General features: G+C 54.9%; 19 protein-coding genes. 6 read left to right on the top strand and 13 right to left on the bottom strand.

Features of this window, described 5'->3' with window-relative positions; genetic code table 11:
* The first annotated feature begins 129 nt into the window (after positions 1–129).
* From cysQ to LCM31_RS04520, 4 genes are all read left to right on the top strand, one after another.
* Positions 130–969 (top strand): 3'(2'),5'-bisphosphate nucleotidase CysQ, encoded by an 840-nt coding sequence (gene cysQ / locus LCM31_RS04535; protein ID WP_224867907.1) that lies wholly within the window; start codon positions 130–132, stop codon positions 967–969.
* Positions 970–1,156: 187 nt separating this feature from the next.
* The gene (locus LCM31_RS04530) at positions 1,157–1,363 is read left to right on the top strand and encodes a hypothetical protein (RefSeq protein WP_157520468.1); all 207 of its coding nucleotides are present in this window, start codon (positions 1,157–1,159) and stop codon (positions 1,361–1,363) included.
* 119 nt (positions 1,364–1,482) lie between these two features.
* Positions 1,483–1,758, top strand: coding sequence for a type II toxin-antitoxin system HicB family antitoxin (locus LCM31_RS04525; protein ID WP_222231254.1), 276 nt, complete (start codon positions 1,483–1,485; stop codon positions 1,756–1,758).
* Positions 1,759–1,848: 90 nt separating this feature from the next.
* A complete protein-coding gene (locus LCM31_RS04520) occupies positions 1,849–2,433 on the top strand; it encodes an outer membrane protein (protein ID WP_224867905.1) in 585 nt (194 codons plus the stop codon).
* A 62-nt stretch (positions 2,434–2,495) separates the two neighbouring features.
* Here the strand turns inward: LCM31_RS04520 and LCM31_RS04515 are convergent, their stop codons facing one another.
* From LCM31_RS04515 to LCM31_RS04485, 7 genes are all read right to left on the bottom strand, one after another.
* Positions 2,496–3,722 (bottom strand): DUF58 domain-containing protein, encoded by a 1,227-nt coding sequence (locus LCM31_RS04515; RefSeq protein WP_224867903.1) that lies wholly within the window; start codon positions 3,720–3,722, stop codon positions 2,496–2,498.
* A 98-nt stretch (positions 3,723–3,820) separates the two neighbouring features.
* Entirely contained in the window at positions 3,821–4,846 is a 1,026-nt protein-coding gene (locus LCM31_RS04510) for an AAA family ATPase (protein ID WP_224867901.1), read from the bottom strand.
* Positions 4,843–6,285: a DUF4350 domain-containing protein gene (locus LCM31_RS04505; protein ID WP_224867899.1), complete on the bottom strand. Its 1,443-nt coding sequence runs from the start codon at positions 6,283–6,285 to the stop codon at positions 4,843–4,845. Before LCM31_RS04505 ends, LCM31_RS04510 begins: the two co-directional genes overlap by 4 nt.
* The gene (locus tag LCM31_RS16380; protein ID WP_224867897.1) at positions 6,282–7,916 is read right to left on the bottom strand and encodes a DUF4129 domain-containing protein; all 1,635 of its coding nucleotides are present in this window, start codon (positions 7,914–7,916) and stop codon (positions 6,282–6,284) included. The genes LCM31_RS04505 and LCM31_RS16380 overlap by 4 nt, the downstream gene beginning before the upstream one ends.
* The gene (locus LCM31_RS04495; protein WP_224867895.1) at positions 7,913–8,926 is read right to left on the bottom strand and encodes a stage II sporulation protein M; all 1,014 of its coding nucleotides are present in this window, start codon (positions 8,924–8,926) and stop codon (positions 7,913–7,915) included. The genes LCM31_RS16380 and LCM31_RS04495 overlap by 4 nt, the downstream gene beginning before the upstream one ends.
* Positions 8,923–9,705, bottom strand: a complete 783-nt coding sequence (locus LCM31_RS04490) for an RDD family protein (protein WP_224867893.1) — start codon at positions 9,703–9,705, stop codon at positions 8,923–8,925. Before LCM31_RS04490 ends, LCM31_RS04495 begins: the two co-directional genes overlap by 4 nt.
* 68 nt (positions 9,706–9,773) lie before the next feature.
* Positions 9,774–10,523, bottom strand: a complete 750-nt coding sequence (locus LCM31_RS04485; RefSeq protein WP_224867891.1) for a DUF975 family protein — start codon at positions 10,521–10,523, stop codon at positions 9,774–9,776.
* Positions 10,524–10,742: 219 nt separating this feature from the next.
* Between LCM31_RS04485 and LCM31_RS04480 the strand changes: the two genes are divergently transcribed.
* Together LCM31_RS04480 and LCM31_RS04475 are read left to right on the top strand one after the other, a co-directional pair.
* A complete protein-coding gene (locus tag LCM31_RS04480; protein ID WP_224867889.1) occupies positions 10,743–11,354 on the top strand; it encodes a DUF2939 domain-containing protein in 612 nt (203 codons plus the stop codon).
* A 2-nt stretch (positions 11,355–11,356) separates the two neighbouring features.
* Positions 11,357–11,746, top strand: coding sequence for a DUF2237 family protein (locus tag LCM31_RS04475; protein ID WP_224867888.1), 390 nt, complete (start codon positions 11,357–11,359; stop codon positions 11,744–11,746).
* 357 nt (positions 11,747–12,103) lie between these two features.
* On the opposite strand, the gene LCM31_RS16375 is transcribed toward LCM31_RS04475, so the two are convergent.
* From LCM31_RS16375 to LCM31_RS04445, 6 genes are all read right to left on the bottom strand, one after another.
* Entirely contained in the window at positions 12,104–12,916 is an 813-nt protein-coding gene (locus LCM31_RS16375; RefSeq protein ID WP_318247430.1) for a response regulator transcription factor, read from the bottom strand.
* The gene (locus LCM31_RS04465; RefSeq protein WP_224867886.1) at positions 12,916–13,713 is read right to left on the bottom strand and encodes a LuxR C-terminal-related transcriptional regulator; all 798 of its coding nucleotides are present in this window, start codon (positions 13,711–13,713) and stop codon (positions 12,916–12,918) included. The genes LCM31_RS16375 and LCM31_RS04465 overlap by 1 nt, the downstream gene beginning before the upstream one ends.
* Before the next feature lie 366 nt (positions 13,714–14,079).
* Entirely contained in the window at positions 14,080–15,099 is a 1,020-nt protein-coding gene (locus LCM31_RS04460; RefSeq protein ID WP_224867884.1) for an AgmX/PglI C-terminal domain-containing protein, read from the bottom strand.
* A 12-nt stretch (positions 15,100–15,111) separates the two neighbouring features.
* Positions 15,112–15,633, bottom strand: a complete 522-nt coding sequence (locus tag LCM31_RS04455) for an ExbD/TolR family protein (protein WP_224867882.1) — start codon at positions 15,631–15,633, stop codon at positions 15,112–15,114.
* Positions 15,630–16,169 carry an ExbD/TolR family protein gene (locus tag LCM31_RS04450; RefSeq protein ID WP_224867880.1) on the bottom strand — a complete coding sequence of 180 codons (540 nt, stop codon included), beginning with the start codon at positions 16,167–16,169 and terminating at the stop codon, positions 15,630–15,632. The genes LCM31_RS04455 and LCM31_RS04450 overlap by 4 nt, the downstream gene beginning before the upstream one ends.
* 52 nt (positions 16,170–16,221) lie before the next feature.
* Entirely contained in the window at positions 16,222–16,908 is a 687-nt protein-coding gene (locus LCM31_RS04445; protein ID WP_224867878.1) for a MotA/TolQ/ExbB proton channel family protein, read from the bottom strand.
* Positions 16,909–17,006 lie beyond the last annotated feature (98 nt).

Below are 17,006 nucleotides of genomic sequence, written 5' to 3'. Positions count from 1 at the left end.
CGCGGCACACGTATAATCCCCGCTTACCTATTTTGGGCTGCCGACCACGTTCGTGGCGGTGGGGCTACCGGTATCACCACCTTCTCGTTGGCTGGTACAGCAACTGAATAATTTTGTATTGGGGGAATCATGGAAAACGTAGTGAGCAGGGAGCTGCTGGATAAGGTGATCGCGATCTCGGTTGAAGCCGGTGAAGCGATTCTGGAGGTGTACAACGCCAGTGGTGAACTGGAGGTGGACACCAAATCCGATGATTCCCCGGTGACCGCTGCCGATCTGGCGGCGCACAAGATTCTCGAACCGGCCCTGGCGCAGCTGTTGGACGGTGTGCCGGTGTTGTCCGAGGAGGGCGACATGCCGCCCTATGCGGAGCGCAGCCAGTGGGATCGCTACTGGATTATCGACCCGCTGGATGGCACCAAGGAATTTATCCGCCGCAACGGCGAGTTCACCGTGAACGTGGCACTGATTGAAAATGGCGAGCCGGTTCTGGGGGTGGTGCACGTGCCGGTGCTGGATATCACTTACGCCGGCGCCAAATCCTTAGGCGCGATCAAGCGCGATGCCAGCGGCGAGAAGTCCATCGCTGTGCGCACCATGCAGCCACGTTTGGATGACAAGCAGCCGATCGAAATCGTTGCCAGCCGCAGCCACGGCGCCGGCGCCGTGGATGCACTGCTGGAGCGTATTGAGGGCTCCCTGGGTGAGACTGGCCTGAAGAACATGGGCAGCTCACTCAAGCTGTGCCTGGTGGCCGAAGGTGCAGCGGACCTGTACCCGCGCCTGGCGCTGACCTGCGAGTGGGATACTGCCGCGGCGCAGGCCGTGGTGGAGGCCGCCGGCGGTATCGTGGTTGACGACAAATTCGAACTGCTGCGTTACAACCAGAAAGACGAGCTGCTGAACCCGTTCTTCTATGTGATCGGCGATAAGTCCTTTGCCTGGAAATCCCTGTTGCTGGGCGAATAATTACGCTGTTACGCCCTGTTGGCGGGGTAAATAGCCCCGCCAGCCCTACCCCTCCGGTGAAGCCCTTCATCTTGGTCTAGGCTTAAAGATGTATCTCGGCCACAGCTGTTGTTTTAAGCGACTTTGACTTAATTTCTGACATCGTGGTGGCCGGTTCCGTCCATTGGGTTGAACCGCAGGGTAAGCCATGACTAATTTTCGCAATACCCATGTAAACGTCAACGAAACAGAAACCAGGCATTTGCGTCAGCGCCTGCAAGTTGAAATTACCTGGCTGTCGCGCCAATTGCAGGACATGCAAAGCGCGGATCATTTACCCGATCATTCTTTACAACAAACCTACCGGGAAATGATCTTTTCCCGTCGCGCCTTACTTGGGCGAATTCCTCGTTAGCTTTCTCACTCTTGTTTGCACTCGTCGCACATTTATTTTCTTTGCAGAGAAAATTGCTCAATTCCGAATAATTGGGTCTACGCTTGATGGGATAAAAGCTAACTGAAACGAGAAAGCCCATGCGCTACCCGGTTGTGGTACACAATATCGAGTTTGCCGGCTACGGCGCCATCGCGCCGGATTTGCCCCACTGCCATTGCCACGGTGACACTCTGGAACTCACGCTACAGAAAATGGCGGAGACCATCGTTGCGCGGCTTGACGACTTGCATGCTGCCGGTGATGTACCGCCAACCCCCGGCGACCTGGAAGCGCTGCGTAAAAACCCCGCGTTCACCGGTGGTATCTGGGCGATCATCGACATAGAGCAGAACGCGTTCAGTTCCCGTAACTAGCAACTCCGATAAGCCCGAATTTTCACGCCAGGATCTTTGAATCAAAAAAGGATGTTTTGATTCGATGCTCTCAAACAGGGAAGTCAAATAATGAAAACTTTGGTATTTCTTCTCGCGCTGTTCGCTTCCAGCACCGCGTTGGCGCAATGGAATAACCCTATCGACGGCTACTGCAATGGTGAATACTTCATCGTCGGCAGTATTGGATTGGGTGCCGGTGAACTGCAGATTAATGACGAACAGGATTTCGCCGGATACGCGAGCATTGGTGTAACCCCTGCCGCGGGTATCTGGCAGGTTGAATTACGCTATACCGGATTCGACGATGGCAGCGTAAACATCGATCAGTGGGGAATTGGCGCCAAGGTCGACTTCACCGTGACCTGCGATATCCAGTGCCTTTATTGGATGATCGGCTGGAACTATGGCGAGTTCGATGTAGATAACATCCAGCGCGATGGGTTTATTTACGAAATCAACAACGATTACGACGACGATTACTGGAATGCGGGCGTCGGCTATCGCTACAAATGGACGCAGGATTTCGATACCTCCATCGAGTACATGTACAACGATGTAGACACACGCTTTTACTTCTTTGACGGGGTGAATGATGTGCGCTTCGACCTGGGGCACTTGCGTACACTCACGCTTAATTTCAGTTACCGCTTCTGACAAAAAATGGGGTGCGTCACATCCGTGATCTGCCCCGAATCCTTTTCCCTACTCCCTATTTTCTACAGCTTGCCGCTACGTTTGAGTTGCCAGTAGCTTTCCACAAGTGAGGTGTGCATATCTCTCGGCAAGGCGTCGGCGAGAATGGTATTACGCGCCCGCAGTTGCTGCAGCAATCGCTCGCGGCGCTGAATCAAGTCACGCCCTGCACAGTGCATCAAAGCATCGTCAAAATTCGCTATCGGTTTTTGCAATAGTGCGTCCAGGGAACCTTCGCGTAAGCTCGCTACCATCACCAGGTGGTGGCGGGAGAGCTGCTGCACTGCGGCACTCAGGTCTGCACTGTCTTCATCCCTCACGTTCGTTAGTAAAATGACCAGTGCACGTCGCTGCTGTCTGGCAAGTAATTGCTCTGCAGCTGCAGAGTAATCACTGTGGGCAGTACCGGAATGAATATCGTAAACGTGGTTGAGCAGTAAATTGATCGCACCCTCGCCCTTCACCGGCGGCAAGCGACTTTGGTTGCCAGCGAAGCATTGGAGGCCAACCGCATCGCCCTGGCGAATGGCTACATAAGCCGACAGCAACATGGCATTGAGTGCGTGATCGAAATGGCTGAGGTCGCCATCATGGGTGCGCATGCGACGCCCGCAGTCCAGTAGAAAAATGATTTCCTGGTCGCGCTCATCCTGATATTCCCGGCTGATCAATTTCTGCATGCGCGCACTTGCGCGCCAATCGACCTGCCGCTGACTATCGCCCCGGCGATACTCCCGCAACTGCCGGAAGTCCAGACCCTCACCACGGCGTTGATGTTGAATAACACCAAGTTGGCGCAGGGTCTGCTCTGTGGACAGGGACTGCAGAGAAGAGATGCCGAGAAAATTCGGGTAAACCCGCGCACTTTGGGGCTGGCCGAGGCGGACATGTTTTTGCCACAGAGCCCATGGCGAACTGACTAGTGCTTCCAGTTGCCCGAACTCCGCCTGACCTCGACGAATGGGTTGTACGAGGTAGTGAGTTTCCAGTTGCTGATCTGGATGCAACTGAATATGTAGCGGCAGCTTGTGACCGCGTAATTGCGCAGGTAGTTGGTCGGATAAAATAAAGGTCAGGCTGCGATCGCTTTGGTTGTGTAGCTGAAGGTGTATTGGCTGCTCAACACCCAGGGCCAGGTTGCCAGGTAAAGTACGTTTGCCGGTCAGGCCATGGACGGTACTGCCGGTAATAAAGTCGAGCGCAGCGGCTAGTAACAAAACGGCGAGCAACAGCCACCAGGCCTTCGACAAAAGTGCGGCTAACTCCGGCTGTAGTATGTGTGCACCACTTACGAGGAGCGCACTACCACACCCAATGAGTAAAAGCCGCATCAACCGTGGCGATGGTCTCACAGCCGAGGCGCCTCGACGGTCTCGATGATTTGTGCCAGTACCGTATCGGCCGTTTCACCATCAATTTCCATATCTGGTGACACGGCTACGCGATGGCGCATCACCGGAATGGCCATCGACTTGATATCGTCTGGCAGAACAAACTCTCGCCCTGCCAGTAATGCATGGGCTCTTGCGGCCTGAATTAAGCCGATACTCGCGCGGGGCCCGGCACTGCGACGCAGCTGGGAAGACACGCGGGTCGCGCGTACCAGGCGTACGGCATAGCTCAACACTTCTTGGTCCACCTGCACCTGTGGTACCAGCTGCTGCAGATGTTGTAGCCCGGCGACATCAAGAACTGGCTGCAGGTTGCTCGTGAGCTGGGCCTCGATATGCCCCGCGCTGGCCGCTGCGGCCAGCTGCTCTTCTGCTTCCTGAGAGGGGAAATCAATGATTACCTTGAGCAGGAAGCGGTCAAGCTCTGCCTCGGGCAATGGGTAGGTACCTTCCTGCTCCACCGGGTTTTGTGTCGCCAGTACCATAAAAGGGCTGGGAGTTTTGTGGGTTTCCCCGTCGATGGTGACCTGCTGCTCCTGCATGACTTCCAGCAACGCCGCCTGCGTTTTCGCGGGGGCCCGGTTAATTTCATCCGCCAATAACAGGTTGGTGAACACCGGTCCGCGCCGTACTTCGAAGCGACTCTCCGCCATGTGATAGATCGCGTGCCCGGTGACATCCGCCGGCATCAAATCCGGTGTGAATTGTATGCGACGGAATTCGCCGCCAAATCCTTGTGACAGGCTGCGTACTAACAGCGTTTTGCCAAGCCCCGGTACGCCCTCCAGCAGGACATGTCCGTTGGCCAGGAGTGCCGTCAGTACCTGATCGACGACGGCCTGCTGGCCAATGACTACCTTGTTCACTCGCGCGCGGAGTTCGTCAGCAAGCGAACTTGCCTGTTGCCATGGCGAGTCTGTGATTTCCGATGCGGCGGCAGTCTCGTCGGAAAGTGTTGTCTGGTCCAGGGTGGATTCGCTCATAAGGCGTCCTCAATGATCTGAAGGCTGCGCATGCACGCGGTAAACATTTCTTCACTGTGGGGAGCAGGCCCCCACAAGGCTGTGATAATTTCAGCGGTAGTTAACCCGGTACGCTCGGCAAGTGACTGACCGACTTCGGCTTGTCGATCCTCTGTGAGAGGCCTGGGCGCATGAGGTAGTATTTTTCCGAGAAGCTGCGATCGGACCTTTTCGAACTGTTTCCGGGCGGAGTCCTCACGCCAGTAGAAATATCCACATGCGCGCACATGCTCCAGCAGCGAGCGACGCACTGACGCGCCCTCTGGATCCCGCGGGCCGAAGCGACGGCTGCGGTTGGCAATCCAGGCAAGTAATACAAGCCCCCCGGCAGTGAAAAATTCCAGCCAGTAGCGTCGAATTAATTCACCGAAGCCAAGAAAATGAGGGTGGGTGATCATCACCAGGTTCTTGTGGCCGACGAGATGTGCCAGGAAAAACCCGTGGTCGAATTCACCAATGCGTCGATTTTGCCACAGGCCACTGTCGGCCATCAGTGTGATCCGGCCGTGGCCGTACTCGAAAAATACCAGAGGTGACTGATGGTGCAGCAGGTCGCTGTCATAGCCGGCGATATCGCCCGGTTGCGCTAACACCTGGTCAGTGTGCAGGGTTGGATCTTGAAAAGTGACCCAGTGTAGCAACCCACCCTGCACATCCACTTCATCGCCCTGGGCCATCATCGCGTGGCTTAGCAGCAACTCTGGATCAAAATACAGGGAGTAACTGGTACCGCCATCACTGGTCAGATTAATCAGTCGTTCGGGATCGACTTCAGGGTTGCGCTTATCCTCGGTAACTGCATCTTGCGCCGCTTCTACCCCGTCCCCGATGGGCGCAGTGTCTGACTTTTGGTTCTTCGATTTCTCGGCAAGCTTGCGGTTGTGGTCGCGCATTAATTCGCTGACCGTTTTCTCTTGCAGTGTCTTCGCTTCATCACCAAAAACTTCACGCAAGCGCCAGTTGAAATAAAGGTCGGTATCCCCGTGCGTAACTTCCAGTCCGAGTAGATCAAGCAGTAAATTACGCTCGCCGTCGGTGGTAAGCTGGTTGCTCACAACGATCGCCTGGCCACCTCGCTCGACCCATTCAAGCAATTCCCAGAGCCGTTGCTCGTTGTAGATCAGGTTGCTATTTGCGAGAAACAGGACATCGTTGTCGTTGAGCGCCGGAAGAACGGCAATATTGTCTGCCTGCCGATGCGGAATGCCGATGCGATCAAGAAATTTCTCTGCAGCAAGGTAGGGGTTGCGACGTGCCTCAGTGCCGAATCCGCGATCCACTTCCTCTGAGTAGTACTCAAAAAAGTACAGGAACGCCGCTGCGCAAATGCCTAATATCAGCAGTGTCCACAGCAGGGCAGCACGGGCAAAACCACGGGAACCTTTCATATGGGTGCTCATGCTTGCCCCCCCTGTGCATCACTGTCTGTCGGCGTGGCAGAAAAACTGCTGTGCCAGTCACGGCAAAGTGATTCGAGCAGCGGGGTTGCTGGAGCGCGGTGGGCGTAGGCCTGATGTTGCCAAACCTGCGTTAGGCGGCTGAAAAGTTGTACCAGTTTGGGTGTGATTTGCTTGTTGAGCCCTGATTCTTCATATACCAGTCGCGCACATTCCGCCTCTGTATGATGATCCTGGAAGGGGCAGTCATACCGATTAATAAGATGCGCCAGGCTCGCGCGATAGAGCAGGCTTATGGCTTCTCGTTGCTGGCCCCGCTCCCACAACGTTAATACCTCTGCGGTGACATCTTCCGGCAAACTGTCACCGCGGACATCCAGTCCAAACAGTGTTTCCGGCCGCTGCGCCGGTGCATGGTCTGTGCGTGTGCGCAACCCCAGTGCCTGGCGAATGTAGTTGCGGCAATGCCATACCAACCAGGCAACCAATGCCAGGGCGAGGGCCCAGAGAATAACTTCGACGATACCCGCGAGCAGCGGGATCCAGGAGGCCTCGGTCTCTTCGCTTTCTTCGTCCCACCCCAGCCCCTCGAGCCACTCAATGATTGCGATGAGCCATTCGGGAAAACGGTACTTGCGTTCCTCGAAATCCTTGAGTCGCCAGCCGCGCACGGTTTCTTTTTCGTGGAATGCGTCATCCGACATGACTGCATCGATCTGTTCCTCTGCTTGCGCTGGTGTTACCACATCGGCCAGAGCTGACTGTGGCATGGCAAGGGGTACACAAAGGATGAGCGCGAACAGGCAGCTCAGGGTGGTGTTTACTGGCGAAGACTTGCGCGGTGTCTGCGCTGGATCATTGTTTTCTTGTCGTGAATGGTTTCGGCTACCGCGCTTTGATGTGAATCGCTCACGCAGCTTACGGAACTGGATTTCCACATCCCAGGCCTCGAGGTCAACCCTGCGCCCGATGTACAGCATAAAGCCACCGCAAACATAAAAGGGTGCTACTACAGCCATGACCAGAATGCTGGCGCCGTTGGCGAGCCACATGAAGAGCTGGTTGTCGCCTTGCATCAATGGCAGCCAATCTACTTCAATCTGCTCCGGCAGCATCATATACACTAGCGCCCACAGGCCAACGCTCAAAATCAGCTCTACATGGGCACCGACAATATGTAGCCAGCTGGCAGTACCTGCGGTTTGTCGATGCAGGAGCGACTGGCGCGCGGTGCGCGCAGGACCTTTGGCTTGTTCGAGCACGGTGAGCGGCAAATCAAAGCTGCGGGTGAAGTTCAGCCGGCGCCAGCTGATCCATGACAGGGCGTCATGGCGGTTTGCGCGGAAAAACAACTTCAGCGCCTCCGGGTAGCTATCCCGTTGTGCAAACAACTGCCGGCTGGCCAACAGCAAAGGCAGGCGTTCAAACATCGGTTTTAGCCACCAGACAACCAGCAGGGCCAGATTTGGCCTGTCGGGAAAGATCAGCAACAGCAGCGAGAATACAGCTGCGGCAGGTATGAGCCACAGTGTCGCCAAGAGCAACCAGTGACGCCGTGCCAGTAATATGCCGAGATCGACCGATTCCCAGTTACTGCGTTGCCTGGCATGTACCACCAGTTGGTTTAGGTTCACCGCACAACCTCGCGGGAATCTGTGTGGGTGCCTCGTCCAGCGAGCACACAGTAACTGATCACCAACAACCAGAACAGCGCACCGACTGCCAGTTTCACTTCCATGCTAACCGTGGTGCTGGAGGACCAGAATGCCTCCAGGAAAGCGGCGATAACGAGCATTAGAAACGTACCGTACATGATCTTCATCGCATTACGTCCCGCCTGCTGCAACGCTGCCCGTCGACTGATATTACCCGGGTTGACCAGCGAGTGGCCAAGCATCAGGCCGGCGGCACCGGCAAATACGATAGCAGTCAGTTCAAAAGCACCATGGCCGATAACGAAGGGATAAAAAGTTACCGCAAATCCGACCCGGGTAAGTTGACCAAAAACTGCGCCCAGAAATACGCCGTTGAAGACCAGGAAAAATATTGATCCGAGGCCAAAGACAATACCCGAGGCAAAAGTACGAAAGGCAATTCCAATATTATTCTTGATGTAATAACCAAACATCAGCAAGTCAGAATCCGAGCCGCGTTCGCGACCCAGCACCCGGTTGGCGGGGTCGTACATGGCTTCGATCTGCAGTACCTGCTCCGGTGACATGACTGCGTAAATCAGTGCATCGTTCCAGTAGCAGCCCAGCCCCATAACCAGTGCCGGAGCCAAGAACAGGCCGCAGGCGAGCCATACAAAACGTGCCTGCTCCCGCAAGGCGCATGGAAAACCACGAATAATAAAGTCCAGCCAGCGGTTTTTGCTGATCGACTGTTGCTGGTAGACACGTTGATGACAGGCCATCACCAGTTGATTCAGTCGCGTTACCAGGTAGCTGGTATATTGACGTTCCTTGGCCATTGCCAGCTGTTGGCAGAGGTCACGATAGGCAACTGGCAAATCGAATTGTTGCGTGGAATTATCTGCTGAAGCCTGTGTTTGCGGGATCGTATTTTTTTCGTAGCCCGCAAGATAGTTTTCAATGCGTGCCCACGATGGGCTGTAGCGTTCCTCAAAGTCTTTCTGCTTCATGGCGCTACGCCTTTATCCCGAGTGTCAGCCCCTGCACCGGTCGCTGGCTTCTGGCGGGTACCGAGTAACCAACGGCCGACACCGTGCAAATAGCGAATACTCGCCTCTCCGCGATGCCCCGTGATTGGCTCTAATATTTCGGCAAGCTCTTGTTGGCGTCCTTTACTGAGGGCGGTGCTACGCTCTGTAAGGCTGATAATCGCCTGCTGGTCTTGCAGCTTCAGACCTTTGGGTGGGGGAGCGGGTGGCACTTGTGGGAGTGCGACTGGATTTGATTCTTCCTGTCGATAGATAACCAGCGTGCCGGCAGCGTAGTCGCCAAGACGCTGGAAGTATCGGCTGGCACTCATACTGATCATTCCGGCGCAGTATCCAAAAGGGAGAAAATCCGCAAAACGGAGTAGATTGCGCATAATGGATGCGCCCCAGGAGACGGGTGTCAGGTTGTCATTGACAACAGCGAGCGAAAACGCACGTTTTCCCGGGGTTTGCCCACCGCGGAACATTTCAAAAAAAACCGGATAAAACCATTCCAGAATAAACGACCCGAGCAGCCAGAAGCCTACACCGGCCTTACCGGCGAAGGTGAGTGCAATCCCCAGGATGACGAGAATAAGTGTGCGGTATAAAAGATCTACCGCATAGGCAAGTATGCGTGGAACCGGGCCTGCCACCTGTACGCTCAAGTCGATACCTTCCGGCGTTTCGATTTGATACAGGGTGTCGAGCGGTGTTTCCGCATCAGAACGGTCAGTAGAGCGGGCTGTAGAGGAGTGCATTGGTCGCTACAAAGTAAACGCTTGAGGCAGATCCGGCGGCACCTCGTGCGCCGCCGGAACTTCGGAAATTAGATTTCCGGATTGGCCTCGTGACCACCAAACATGTTGCGATACAGGATGCCGTAAGCGATCCCCAGGGTTGGGATAGCCCAGATCAGACCGATCAACAGCGCCAGGAAACCGGCGAGATACAGCAGGCCGAGGACGATCATAAAGCCAAAGATCGGGAACCAGTGCTTGGTCACCGCTTTACGGGAAACTTCCAATGCCTGCCATGCGCCCAGGTTCTTATCTACGATCAGTGGCATCATCAGGATGTAGCCAATCATCAGGTAGATACCGGGCAGGATGAGAAGGATAAAGCCAAGTACTACAAGGACGTACATGAGGATCATGCCCACAGCCAGTGGCAATGTCTTGTCGAAGTGAGCGAACACTTCGGTGCCTGAGACCTGCTCGTCGCGTGCGATCTTGATACCAATCATCATCAGGCCTGCGCCTAATGGCGCCGATGCGGCAACAATAATTACCTGTGAAAGGATCGCGCCGAACCCTTGATTCATTTCCGGATTAGTCATGGACTGGCCGGTGATCAGGTTGGCGATCACGGTAATGGCGACGTAAGCAACGAAATACAGCAATACGCCGAGCCAGACAGTACCTTTACGACCACTGGTTTTGGCCCAGGCTTCGCTCAAGGTCTCGCCAATGGCCACCTGATAATCCCCAGCGAGTGCTTTGGGGATGGAGCCTTCGCCACCACTGGGCTCATGGTCCCCTGACAGGTCAGCTTGTGGTGCGTTATAGATATCACTCATGGTCGATATTCCTTAATCCAACAATTTTTGTCATTTTTATTGGCCGGCGAACACAGTTCCGTGTTTTTACCCCTTGCCGGCGGAGCGGTGAGCAACAATAACACAGGATTGGCGCCGTAATCTTACTTTGCCTCGCATTTGTAAGCGCCTGTAATTCAGCTGCACACAGCGCTAATATGGATGGACTACAGACTCGAATCTTGCGAGGGTTCATGCCCAATGGGGAAATGGTTACTGCGTAGCCTGTTGCTACTATCTGTCTTGATCATGTTTTATGTGGCCCTCCCCTGGTATTCCGCACACCAGCTTATTGAGGCCGCGCAGAACGAAGATGTCGCCAGGCTCGAACGCTATGTGGATTTTCCCCAGTTACGCGGCAATATCCGCGGGCGGCTGCAGGATGAAATTCGTGAATCGATCAGTGATGACTTACCTCCGGCACTTGGCGATTTGTTTAAGGCCGGCGCGGATCTGTTTGTTGGGCCGCTACTGGAGCGGTTGATCAGCCCAGAAGGTATCGTGCAACTTGTCCAGGGGCAGAAAGACTGGCGCGAGTTCGAGCGAGAGCTGAGTGGAATGGGTGAGCATCGTGTTGCTGCGCCATCCGCCAGTCAACGCCGTGGGCCGACAGAAGAAAGCGCAGAGACAGATTCAGGCCGCGGTCATCACTGGCGGTTACAACACTGGTACTTTACCGGTATGAATACAGTCGAAGTGGTGTGCGGCAATCGCGATGACTTTGACCGCGTGTTACTGCGTTTGCAACGGAGCGGGCTGCGCTGGCAACTGGTCGATATTGAACTGATAGACGAAGTACCCGGTGGAGAATAACCATGGCTATTGCTCTGGAAATGCACGAGTCGTTGAACGTTTTTGGTGATCCTTTAGTGCCTTGCAGCACGAACCCGTTAACTGGATTTTTCCGCGACGGCTGCTGCAACACCAATGATCAGGATCTGGGTTCGCACACGGTATGCGTCGAAGTGACGAAAGAATTCCTGACGTTTTCCGCGGAACGCGGCAACGACCTGAGCACACCGGTGGAGGAATTTGGTTTTCCGGGGCTAAATCCAGGGGATCGCTGGTGCTTGTGTGCGGCCCGCTGGCTGGAAGCGCAGAAAGTGGAAATGGCACCGCGTGTATTTTTGCAGCGCACGCACGTAAAGGCGCTGGAAATCGTGCCAATGGAGGTGCTGCGTCAGTACGCGGTCGACTTGAATTAATCGTCGGGGCCAGCCTGGTGAGCCGCGGCAAGCACAATCATTGCCCAACGCAACGCCAGACGAGCGGCGTGAAATGGGTGGCTTAAGGAATGTGCGAGAAGAGCGTCAACGAAAGGTGACGATGCGAGAAAAAAGTGCTCTGAAGTAAGCCGTCCGGGCCTACCCAGAGCCAGCCTTGCGGCTGTAACCAACTCACAGGATGAAAATTTGTTGGTGAGCGCGAAGTCCCTATCTTGGCCGCCGTTAATGCCGGCGTGCGGTCTGCTCAGAATTCAGCATGCGCCCATTCGCGGTGCCGGGCAATAGCCCATTCGGATCTATTTGCTGCAGTTTGCCCTTCTCTGAATCCGTCTCGGCCTATATCAGGCCTTCGTTAAGACACTTCGAAACCAACTGTCCTGTCGTCTTGCAGCCGGATTTTTTTAGGATGTTTTTGCGGTGGTTTTTTACCGTATGCGCAGAAATTCCCAGTAACTCGCCGATGACAGCGCTTGTCTTTCCCTCCGCAAGCAGTTCCACAATTTCCAGTTCCCGCCGAGTGAAAAGTGATGGGGTGGCGAGGAAATGGTCAGGATTGTTGAAAACGTCAATATTGCGGTAGTTTTCCCCGCCATGCAGATTCAGCAGTGAAAGCTTGCGGCTGCCGTGCTGGGCAAGGTGACTGATGTCGGTGTGAATTCCCAGCGTACGGGCGATACCAAATTGTTTGTTGGTATCGAGGATGATGGTCTGGTGATTGAACAGTCTGTAACTGCCGTCGGCAACGCGCAGTCGGCCACTATAGGATATTTTAAATTCCTTGGCCCGCGCCATGCCGAGCTGGTTTTTTAATATGGCGAATGCGGTTTCTTGGGCCTTGGCGACAAACGGAATATCTTCCGGGTGTCCCCGGTCAAGCAATGATTCGATCGTTGTGTGTTCCGCGTCTAACCCCAGAATCGATTCGATTTCTCGGCTAACCAGCATGGGCTTGTCGAGATTGAGAAAATCCAGCACATAGTAATAACAGGGACCGCTGCTAAAGCAGGCGCTGATAAAACGATCCAGCTCAAGTCTCTGCTGCACCACATCCCGCCGGGCGAAAAGATCCGGAACCTTCCGCCAGGCAGGGTAGGTCGATTCCCTCAATTCATCCAATTCCTTTGGAGGAAGCTTGACGGGGAGATCCATCAAATCACGCCTTCGCCCACACAATTCGCCAGTAGCTGACTCATGTTCTGGCAGCCGGCCTTTTTCAGAATACGCTTGCGGTGGTTCTTAATGGTGTATTCCGATAACGACAGGGCTTCACCAATCTGGGCACTGGTGAGTCCTTTTGAAACCAGTCGGATCACCGACAACTCGCGTTCGGTAAAGCTTGGTCGATTGGACTGTTCTGCCTTGGAGTAGTTGTCCACTTCCAGATTGATGAAGGAGGGCTCGCCGTCCATGCCAATCAGGGACAGGCGATAGTTATTTTTCGTCGTCAGGTGGGAAATATCCGTATGTACATTCAGTGCTTTACTGATCCGTCCATGGCTGTCCGTATCCAAAACCAAAGACTGATGATTGAACAGTCGGTACTCGCCACCTTTTGCCCGAAAACGGAAACAGTAGGACACTTTATAGCTGGTGACCTTATCCATACCAATACGCTCTTGCAGCAAGCGTATGGCAGTGGCCTCGGCGCTGGCGACAAAATCCATATCTTCTGGATGAATCTGGTCCAGGATCGATTGGAAGGTCATGTCGCCGATTTTGAGGTCGTGGACCTGTTCCACCAGCGGGCTTACATACACCAGCTCCTGGTCGAACAGATCAAACACGTAATGGTAATGGGGGCCATTGCTGAACACGCGCCCGACGAGTTCGTCTACCGGTACCCGGCTCAGGTCGGTCTTACCCTTGGCGAACACATTATCGCTCTGCTCCCAGACTTCGGTGAGCATGCCCGTATCGGGTGCTTTTTCTTTTTCTTCTGTGGCCATTGTGGCTGTCCCTTTTACCTTCCCGCTAAACATCCCAACGGAATCAACGTATGGCCTGTGGTATTCCCGACAAAATTACCTACTGCAACGGGCGGCCAATCCAAGTTTATATTGTGAACGTCGTCACAGTTCTGGTGGGACACTTGTACCAGAACCTGCTCGTTTCTTGCAATCCTAATTGCTACTTAGGGCAGAAAAAACACTCTGAACTGTCAAAAAATACAGGAAAGTATGGACGGGCTCTGATGCTGAATCGAAAAAAGTCGAGGTAGTGACCGACTAAAGAGCAGAAGATGCAGGAAGTGCCAGTAAGCCCGCTGATCAAGATTGGAACAGGAGCTCACCGGCGATAGCAATTTTAAATGCTTAAGAAGGCAGGAAGTCGATGGAGTAGTTGAGGGTGGATTTTTCCACGTTGGCGGAGCCGAAATTGATCAGGCGAATGCGCGCGAGCAACTTGCGCTCCAGATCCGCGTTCTCCAGCTCACTGCTCACCAGCGTTACCGCTGAAATAACCCCGTTGGGCTCGATCACCAGCTTCACGGTAACCTTGCCCGCCAACGTCGGATCGCGGCGGAGGGCGCGGTTGTAGATCGCAAAGATCGCGCCCTTGTTGGCTTCCATAACCTGGCGGATGGACTCCTCACCGCGCGAGCCGCGTTCACGACGCGCCTGTTTGCCGCTGGACTCGGCCGCCGCAGTCGCTTCCGCCACTTCCACCTGGGTAGTTTCGCGGCCAGACAGTGCGGAACCGCCGGTATTGCGGCTGAGCTGTCCGGTATTGATACCGCCGCTGGCCGTCTTCGATTTATCGCTGATCATCGAGCGATCAATCTTCTGCGCATTGGCTGCGCCGCTCGCCAGGGAGTTGGCGTTGGCCACCTGGGATACGTCGAGACTATCGCGCATATCCATCAGGTCGTCCTGCAGCTGCATGAGGCCGCTGTTTGCCGCCTTTTCCCGCGCCTTGGCAACCTCTGCTGCCGGGGCCTTTTCACTCAGGGGTTTCGGCTTAACGGTCTTGATCGGTTTTGGCTTGGGTTTTTCCACCGGTTTGGGTTTTTCTTTTTTAACTTCCTTGGGCTTCTCAACCTTTTTCTCTACCGGCTTTGGCTTGGGCTTTTCCACCGGCTTTGGTAGCTCTTTTTTCTCGAGGATAACCCGTGCCAACTGCGGTGGCAGCTGTTCTTTTTGCTCACGGGTCAGTTCCGGGGCCGGAATAAACGTGAACAGCGCACCGAGTACCGCGAACGCGATAAAACCGGAGCGCAGGAACTTGCCAAATCGCTGGTCTTCCTCTTCTGTGGAGGCCCAGGGGAGTTTCGAGTTGTAGTAGTGCCACGGCATTAAAGCCGCGCGGCCGCTTGCTGGGGAGGCTGGTGTCATCTGCATGCCTCCTTACTGGCCAGCGGCGGGTGCCGCCGGGTCCTGCGGTGCTGTCTGGGTAACCGCCAGATCGATATCCCGGTAGTCTGCCGCCGCACAGGTGTTCATGATCTGCTTTAACAGCGCATAGGGAACCTCTTCGTCACCCATGATGGTCACCGGGCGCCCCAGCTCCTTTTTCTCTTCCGGCAGGGGTTCCGCGCGGCTGGCGAGGTACTTCAGCTCGTTCAGCAGTGGTTCGATCTGCTCCTGGTCTGCGGAGATGTCCGCAACCATGGCAATCATACGGTTGCCTACCATCAGCTGGTCGCCATTCACGCGCACTACCGTGGTGGTTTCCGGCTTCTGGGTGGAGGTGGATTCCGGCAGTTTGATGGTCTTGTCCGTCTGCAGTACTTCCACATCGGAGGAGTTCACCAGCAGGAAAAATACCAGGATGGTGAAGATATCCATCAGGGATACCAGATTCAGTTTTGTTTCTTTATGCCGGCGCTGTTTGCGCCCTTTCAGCTTGCCGCCGATCGTCGCTTTCATAATGCGTTGCCTGCCAGCTGCTTGTCCTGCGCTGCGTCACCCTGTTGGGGCGCGTCGCCGAGGGAAATCTGTGGAAACAGCTCCGCGTCCACTACGGAAGCCGCAACCACCGCACGGAAAGAACGCGCGGTGTCCATGGCGCTCACCAGCGTACGGTATGAGGTCCCCGGTTCAGAGAGAATTACCACATCTTTCTTGTCGATGTCCTTATCCCGCAGGGCGCGTTTGATTTCCTGCAACACGTCAGACACCAGCTTCAAATCCGGCGCACCGTCCCGGTTGGGAATTCGCTTCACACGAATGCCCGCCGGATAGTTGATGTCGATGTATTCGGCGCGCAGCACCATTTCCAGCTGTTGATTTTCTTTCTGCTCCGCCGCACTGGCATCACTCAGTCCTGGCAGGTTGAGGTTCAGTACGGAGATATGGGAAAACACCATATTCAGAAGCAATACCGGTACCAGAACGGTCATCAGGCTCATAAAAGAGGTGATGTCCAGATCCGGGTCGGTTTCCAGCCTGCGTCGGATAGCCATGGCTCTCTCTTGTTCTCGTTCTTAACGTTGTCGGGTCTAGCGCTTAGGGCGATTAAGCCGGTGCACCGGCTTTGGCCGCAGGGCGCGCCGCCGCTTCCGCTTTTTGACCGCGGGTCAGGGTAATCAGGTTAAGAAACTTCACGCCGGCCATTTCCAGGCTGTCGATGATCTCGTTGGTTTTGTTCTGCAGCATGGAGTAAGCCAGCAGCAGCGGAATGGCGGAGATCAGGCCGAAGGCGGTGGTGTTCATCGCTACCGAAATACTGGAAGACAGCATGGTGGCTTTTTCTGATGGGTCGGCATTGGCTACCGCGGTGAACGCCGCGATCAGGCCGATAATGGTACCCAGCAGACCGAGTAGCGTAGCGATGTTGGCCAGGGTGGCCAGGTAGTTGGTGCGCTTTTCCAGGCGCGGCACCGCTTCGAGAATGCTCTCTTCGATGGCCATCGCAATGTTTTCATCTTTGCGCGCGTGCTGGGCGGTGCTGATACCGGCGGCAACGATCTTGCCTACCGGGGCTTTTTCGCCCTGGGCGAACTTGAGCGCGGCGGCGAAGTTACGCTGCTGCATCATCGGCAGAACCTGGCCATAAGCGCGTCGGTTGGCGAACTTGGCGCGGGACAGGAAAACCCAGCGCTCCACAATCAGCACAATGCCGATGACCAGCACCAGTGCGATGGGATACATAAAGGCGCCGCCATTTTGGAAAAAGCGCAGCAGTGTGTTGAAAAACTCCATGGTAAATCTCCGGGACGTAAAGATTTTTGTTGTGATTAAGTTGTATGTGTTTCTAAAAAATTAATTTGGACACTAGTATCTTTGGATGAGCAGTGCCC

The sequence above is a fragment of the Microbulbifer agarilyticus genome, assembly GCF_020171345.1.
GTDB lineage: Bacteria > Pseudomonadota > Gammaproteobacteria > Pseudomonadales > Cellvibrionaceae > Microbulbifer > Microbulbifer agarilyticus_D.
Note: the sequence above shows the minus strand (reverse complement) of the source record. Positions and strands in the feature narration are given on the sequence as shown.

Bases quoted from the DNA above. Each gene is read 5' to 3' on its own strand.
- cysQ (WP_224867907.1), top strand. From the start codon at position 130: ATGGAAAACGTAGTGAGCAGGGAGCTGCTGGATAAGGTGATCGCGATC.
- LCM31_RS04530 (WP_157520468.1), top strand. From the start codon at position 1,157: ATGACTAATTTTCGCAATACCCATGTAAACGTCAACGAAACAGAAACC.
- LCM31_RS04525 (WP_222231254.1), top strand. From the start codon at position 1,483: ATGCGCTACCCGGTTGTGGTACACAATATCGAGTTTGCCGGCTACGGC.
- LCM31_RS04520 (WP_224867905.1), top strand. From the start codon at position 1,849: ATGAAAACTTTGGTATTTCTTCTCGCGCTGTTCGCTTCCAGCACCGCG.
- LCM31_RS04510 (WP_224867901.1), bottom strand. From the start codon at position 4,846: ATGAGCGAATCCACCCTGGACCAGACAACACTTTCCGACGAGACTGCC.
- LCM31_RS04505 (WP_224867899.1), bottom strand. From the start codon at position 6,285: ATGAGCACCCATATGAAAGGTTCCCGTGGTTTTGCCCGTGCTGCCCTG.
- LCM31_RS04495 (WP_224867895.1), bottom strand. From the start codon at position 8,926: ATGAAGCAGAAAGACTTTGAGGAACGCTACAGCCCATCGTGGGCACGC.
- LCM31_RS04490 (WP_224867893.1), bottom strand. From the start codon at position 9,705: ATGCACTCCTCTACAGCCCGCTCTACTGACCGTTCTGATGCGGAAACA.
- LCM31_RS04485 (WP_224867891.1), bottom strand. From the start codon at position 10,523: ATGAGTGATATCTATAACGCACCACAAGCTGACCTGTCAGGGGACCAT.
- LCM31_RS04480 (WP_224867889.1), top strand. From the start codon at position 10,743: ATGGGGAAATGGTTACTGCGTAGCCTGTTGCTACTATCTGTCTTGATC.
- LCM31_RS04475 (WP_224867888.1), top strand. From the start codon at position 11,357: ATGGCTATTGCTCTGGAAATGCACGAGTCGTTGAACGTTTTTGGTGAT.
- LCM31_RS16375 (WP_318247430.1), bottom strand. From the start codon at position 12,916: ATGGATCTCCCCGTCAAGCTTCCTCCAAAGGAATTGGATGAATTGAGG.
- LCM31_RS04465 (WP_224867886.1), bottom strand. From the start codon at position 13,713: ATGGCCACAGAAGAAAAAGAAAAAGCACCCGATACGGGCATGCTCACC.
- LCM31_RS04460 (WP_224867884.1), bottom strand. From the start codon at position 15,099: ATGACACCAGCCTCCCCAGCAAGCGGCCGCGCGGCTTTAATGCCGTGG.
- LCM31_RS04455 (WP_224867882.1), bottom strand. From the start codon at position 15,633: ATGAAAGCGACGATCGGCGGCAAGCTGAAAGGGCGCAAACAGCGCCGG.
- LCM31_RS04450 (WP_224867880.1), bottom strand. From the start codon at position 16,169: ATGGCTATCCGACGCAGGCTGGAAACCGACCCGGATCTGGACATCACC.
- LCM31_RS04445 (WP_224867878.1), bottom strand. From the start codon at position 16,908: ATGGAGTTTTTCAACACACTGCTGCGCTTTTTCCAAAATGGCGGCGCC.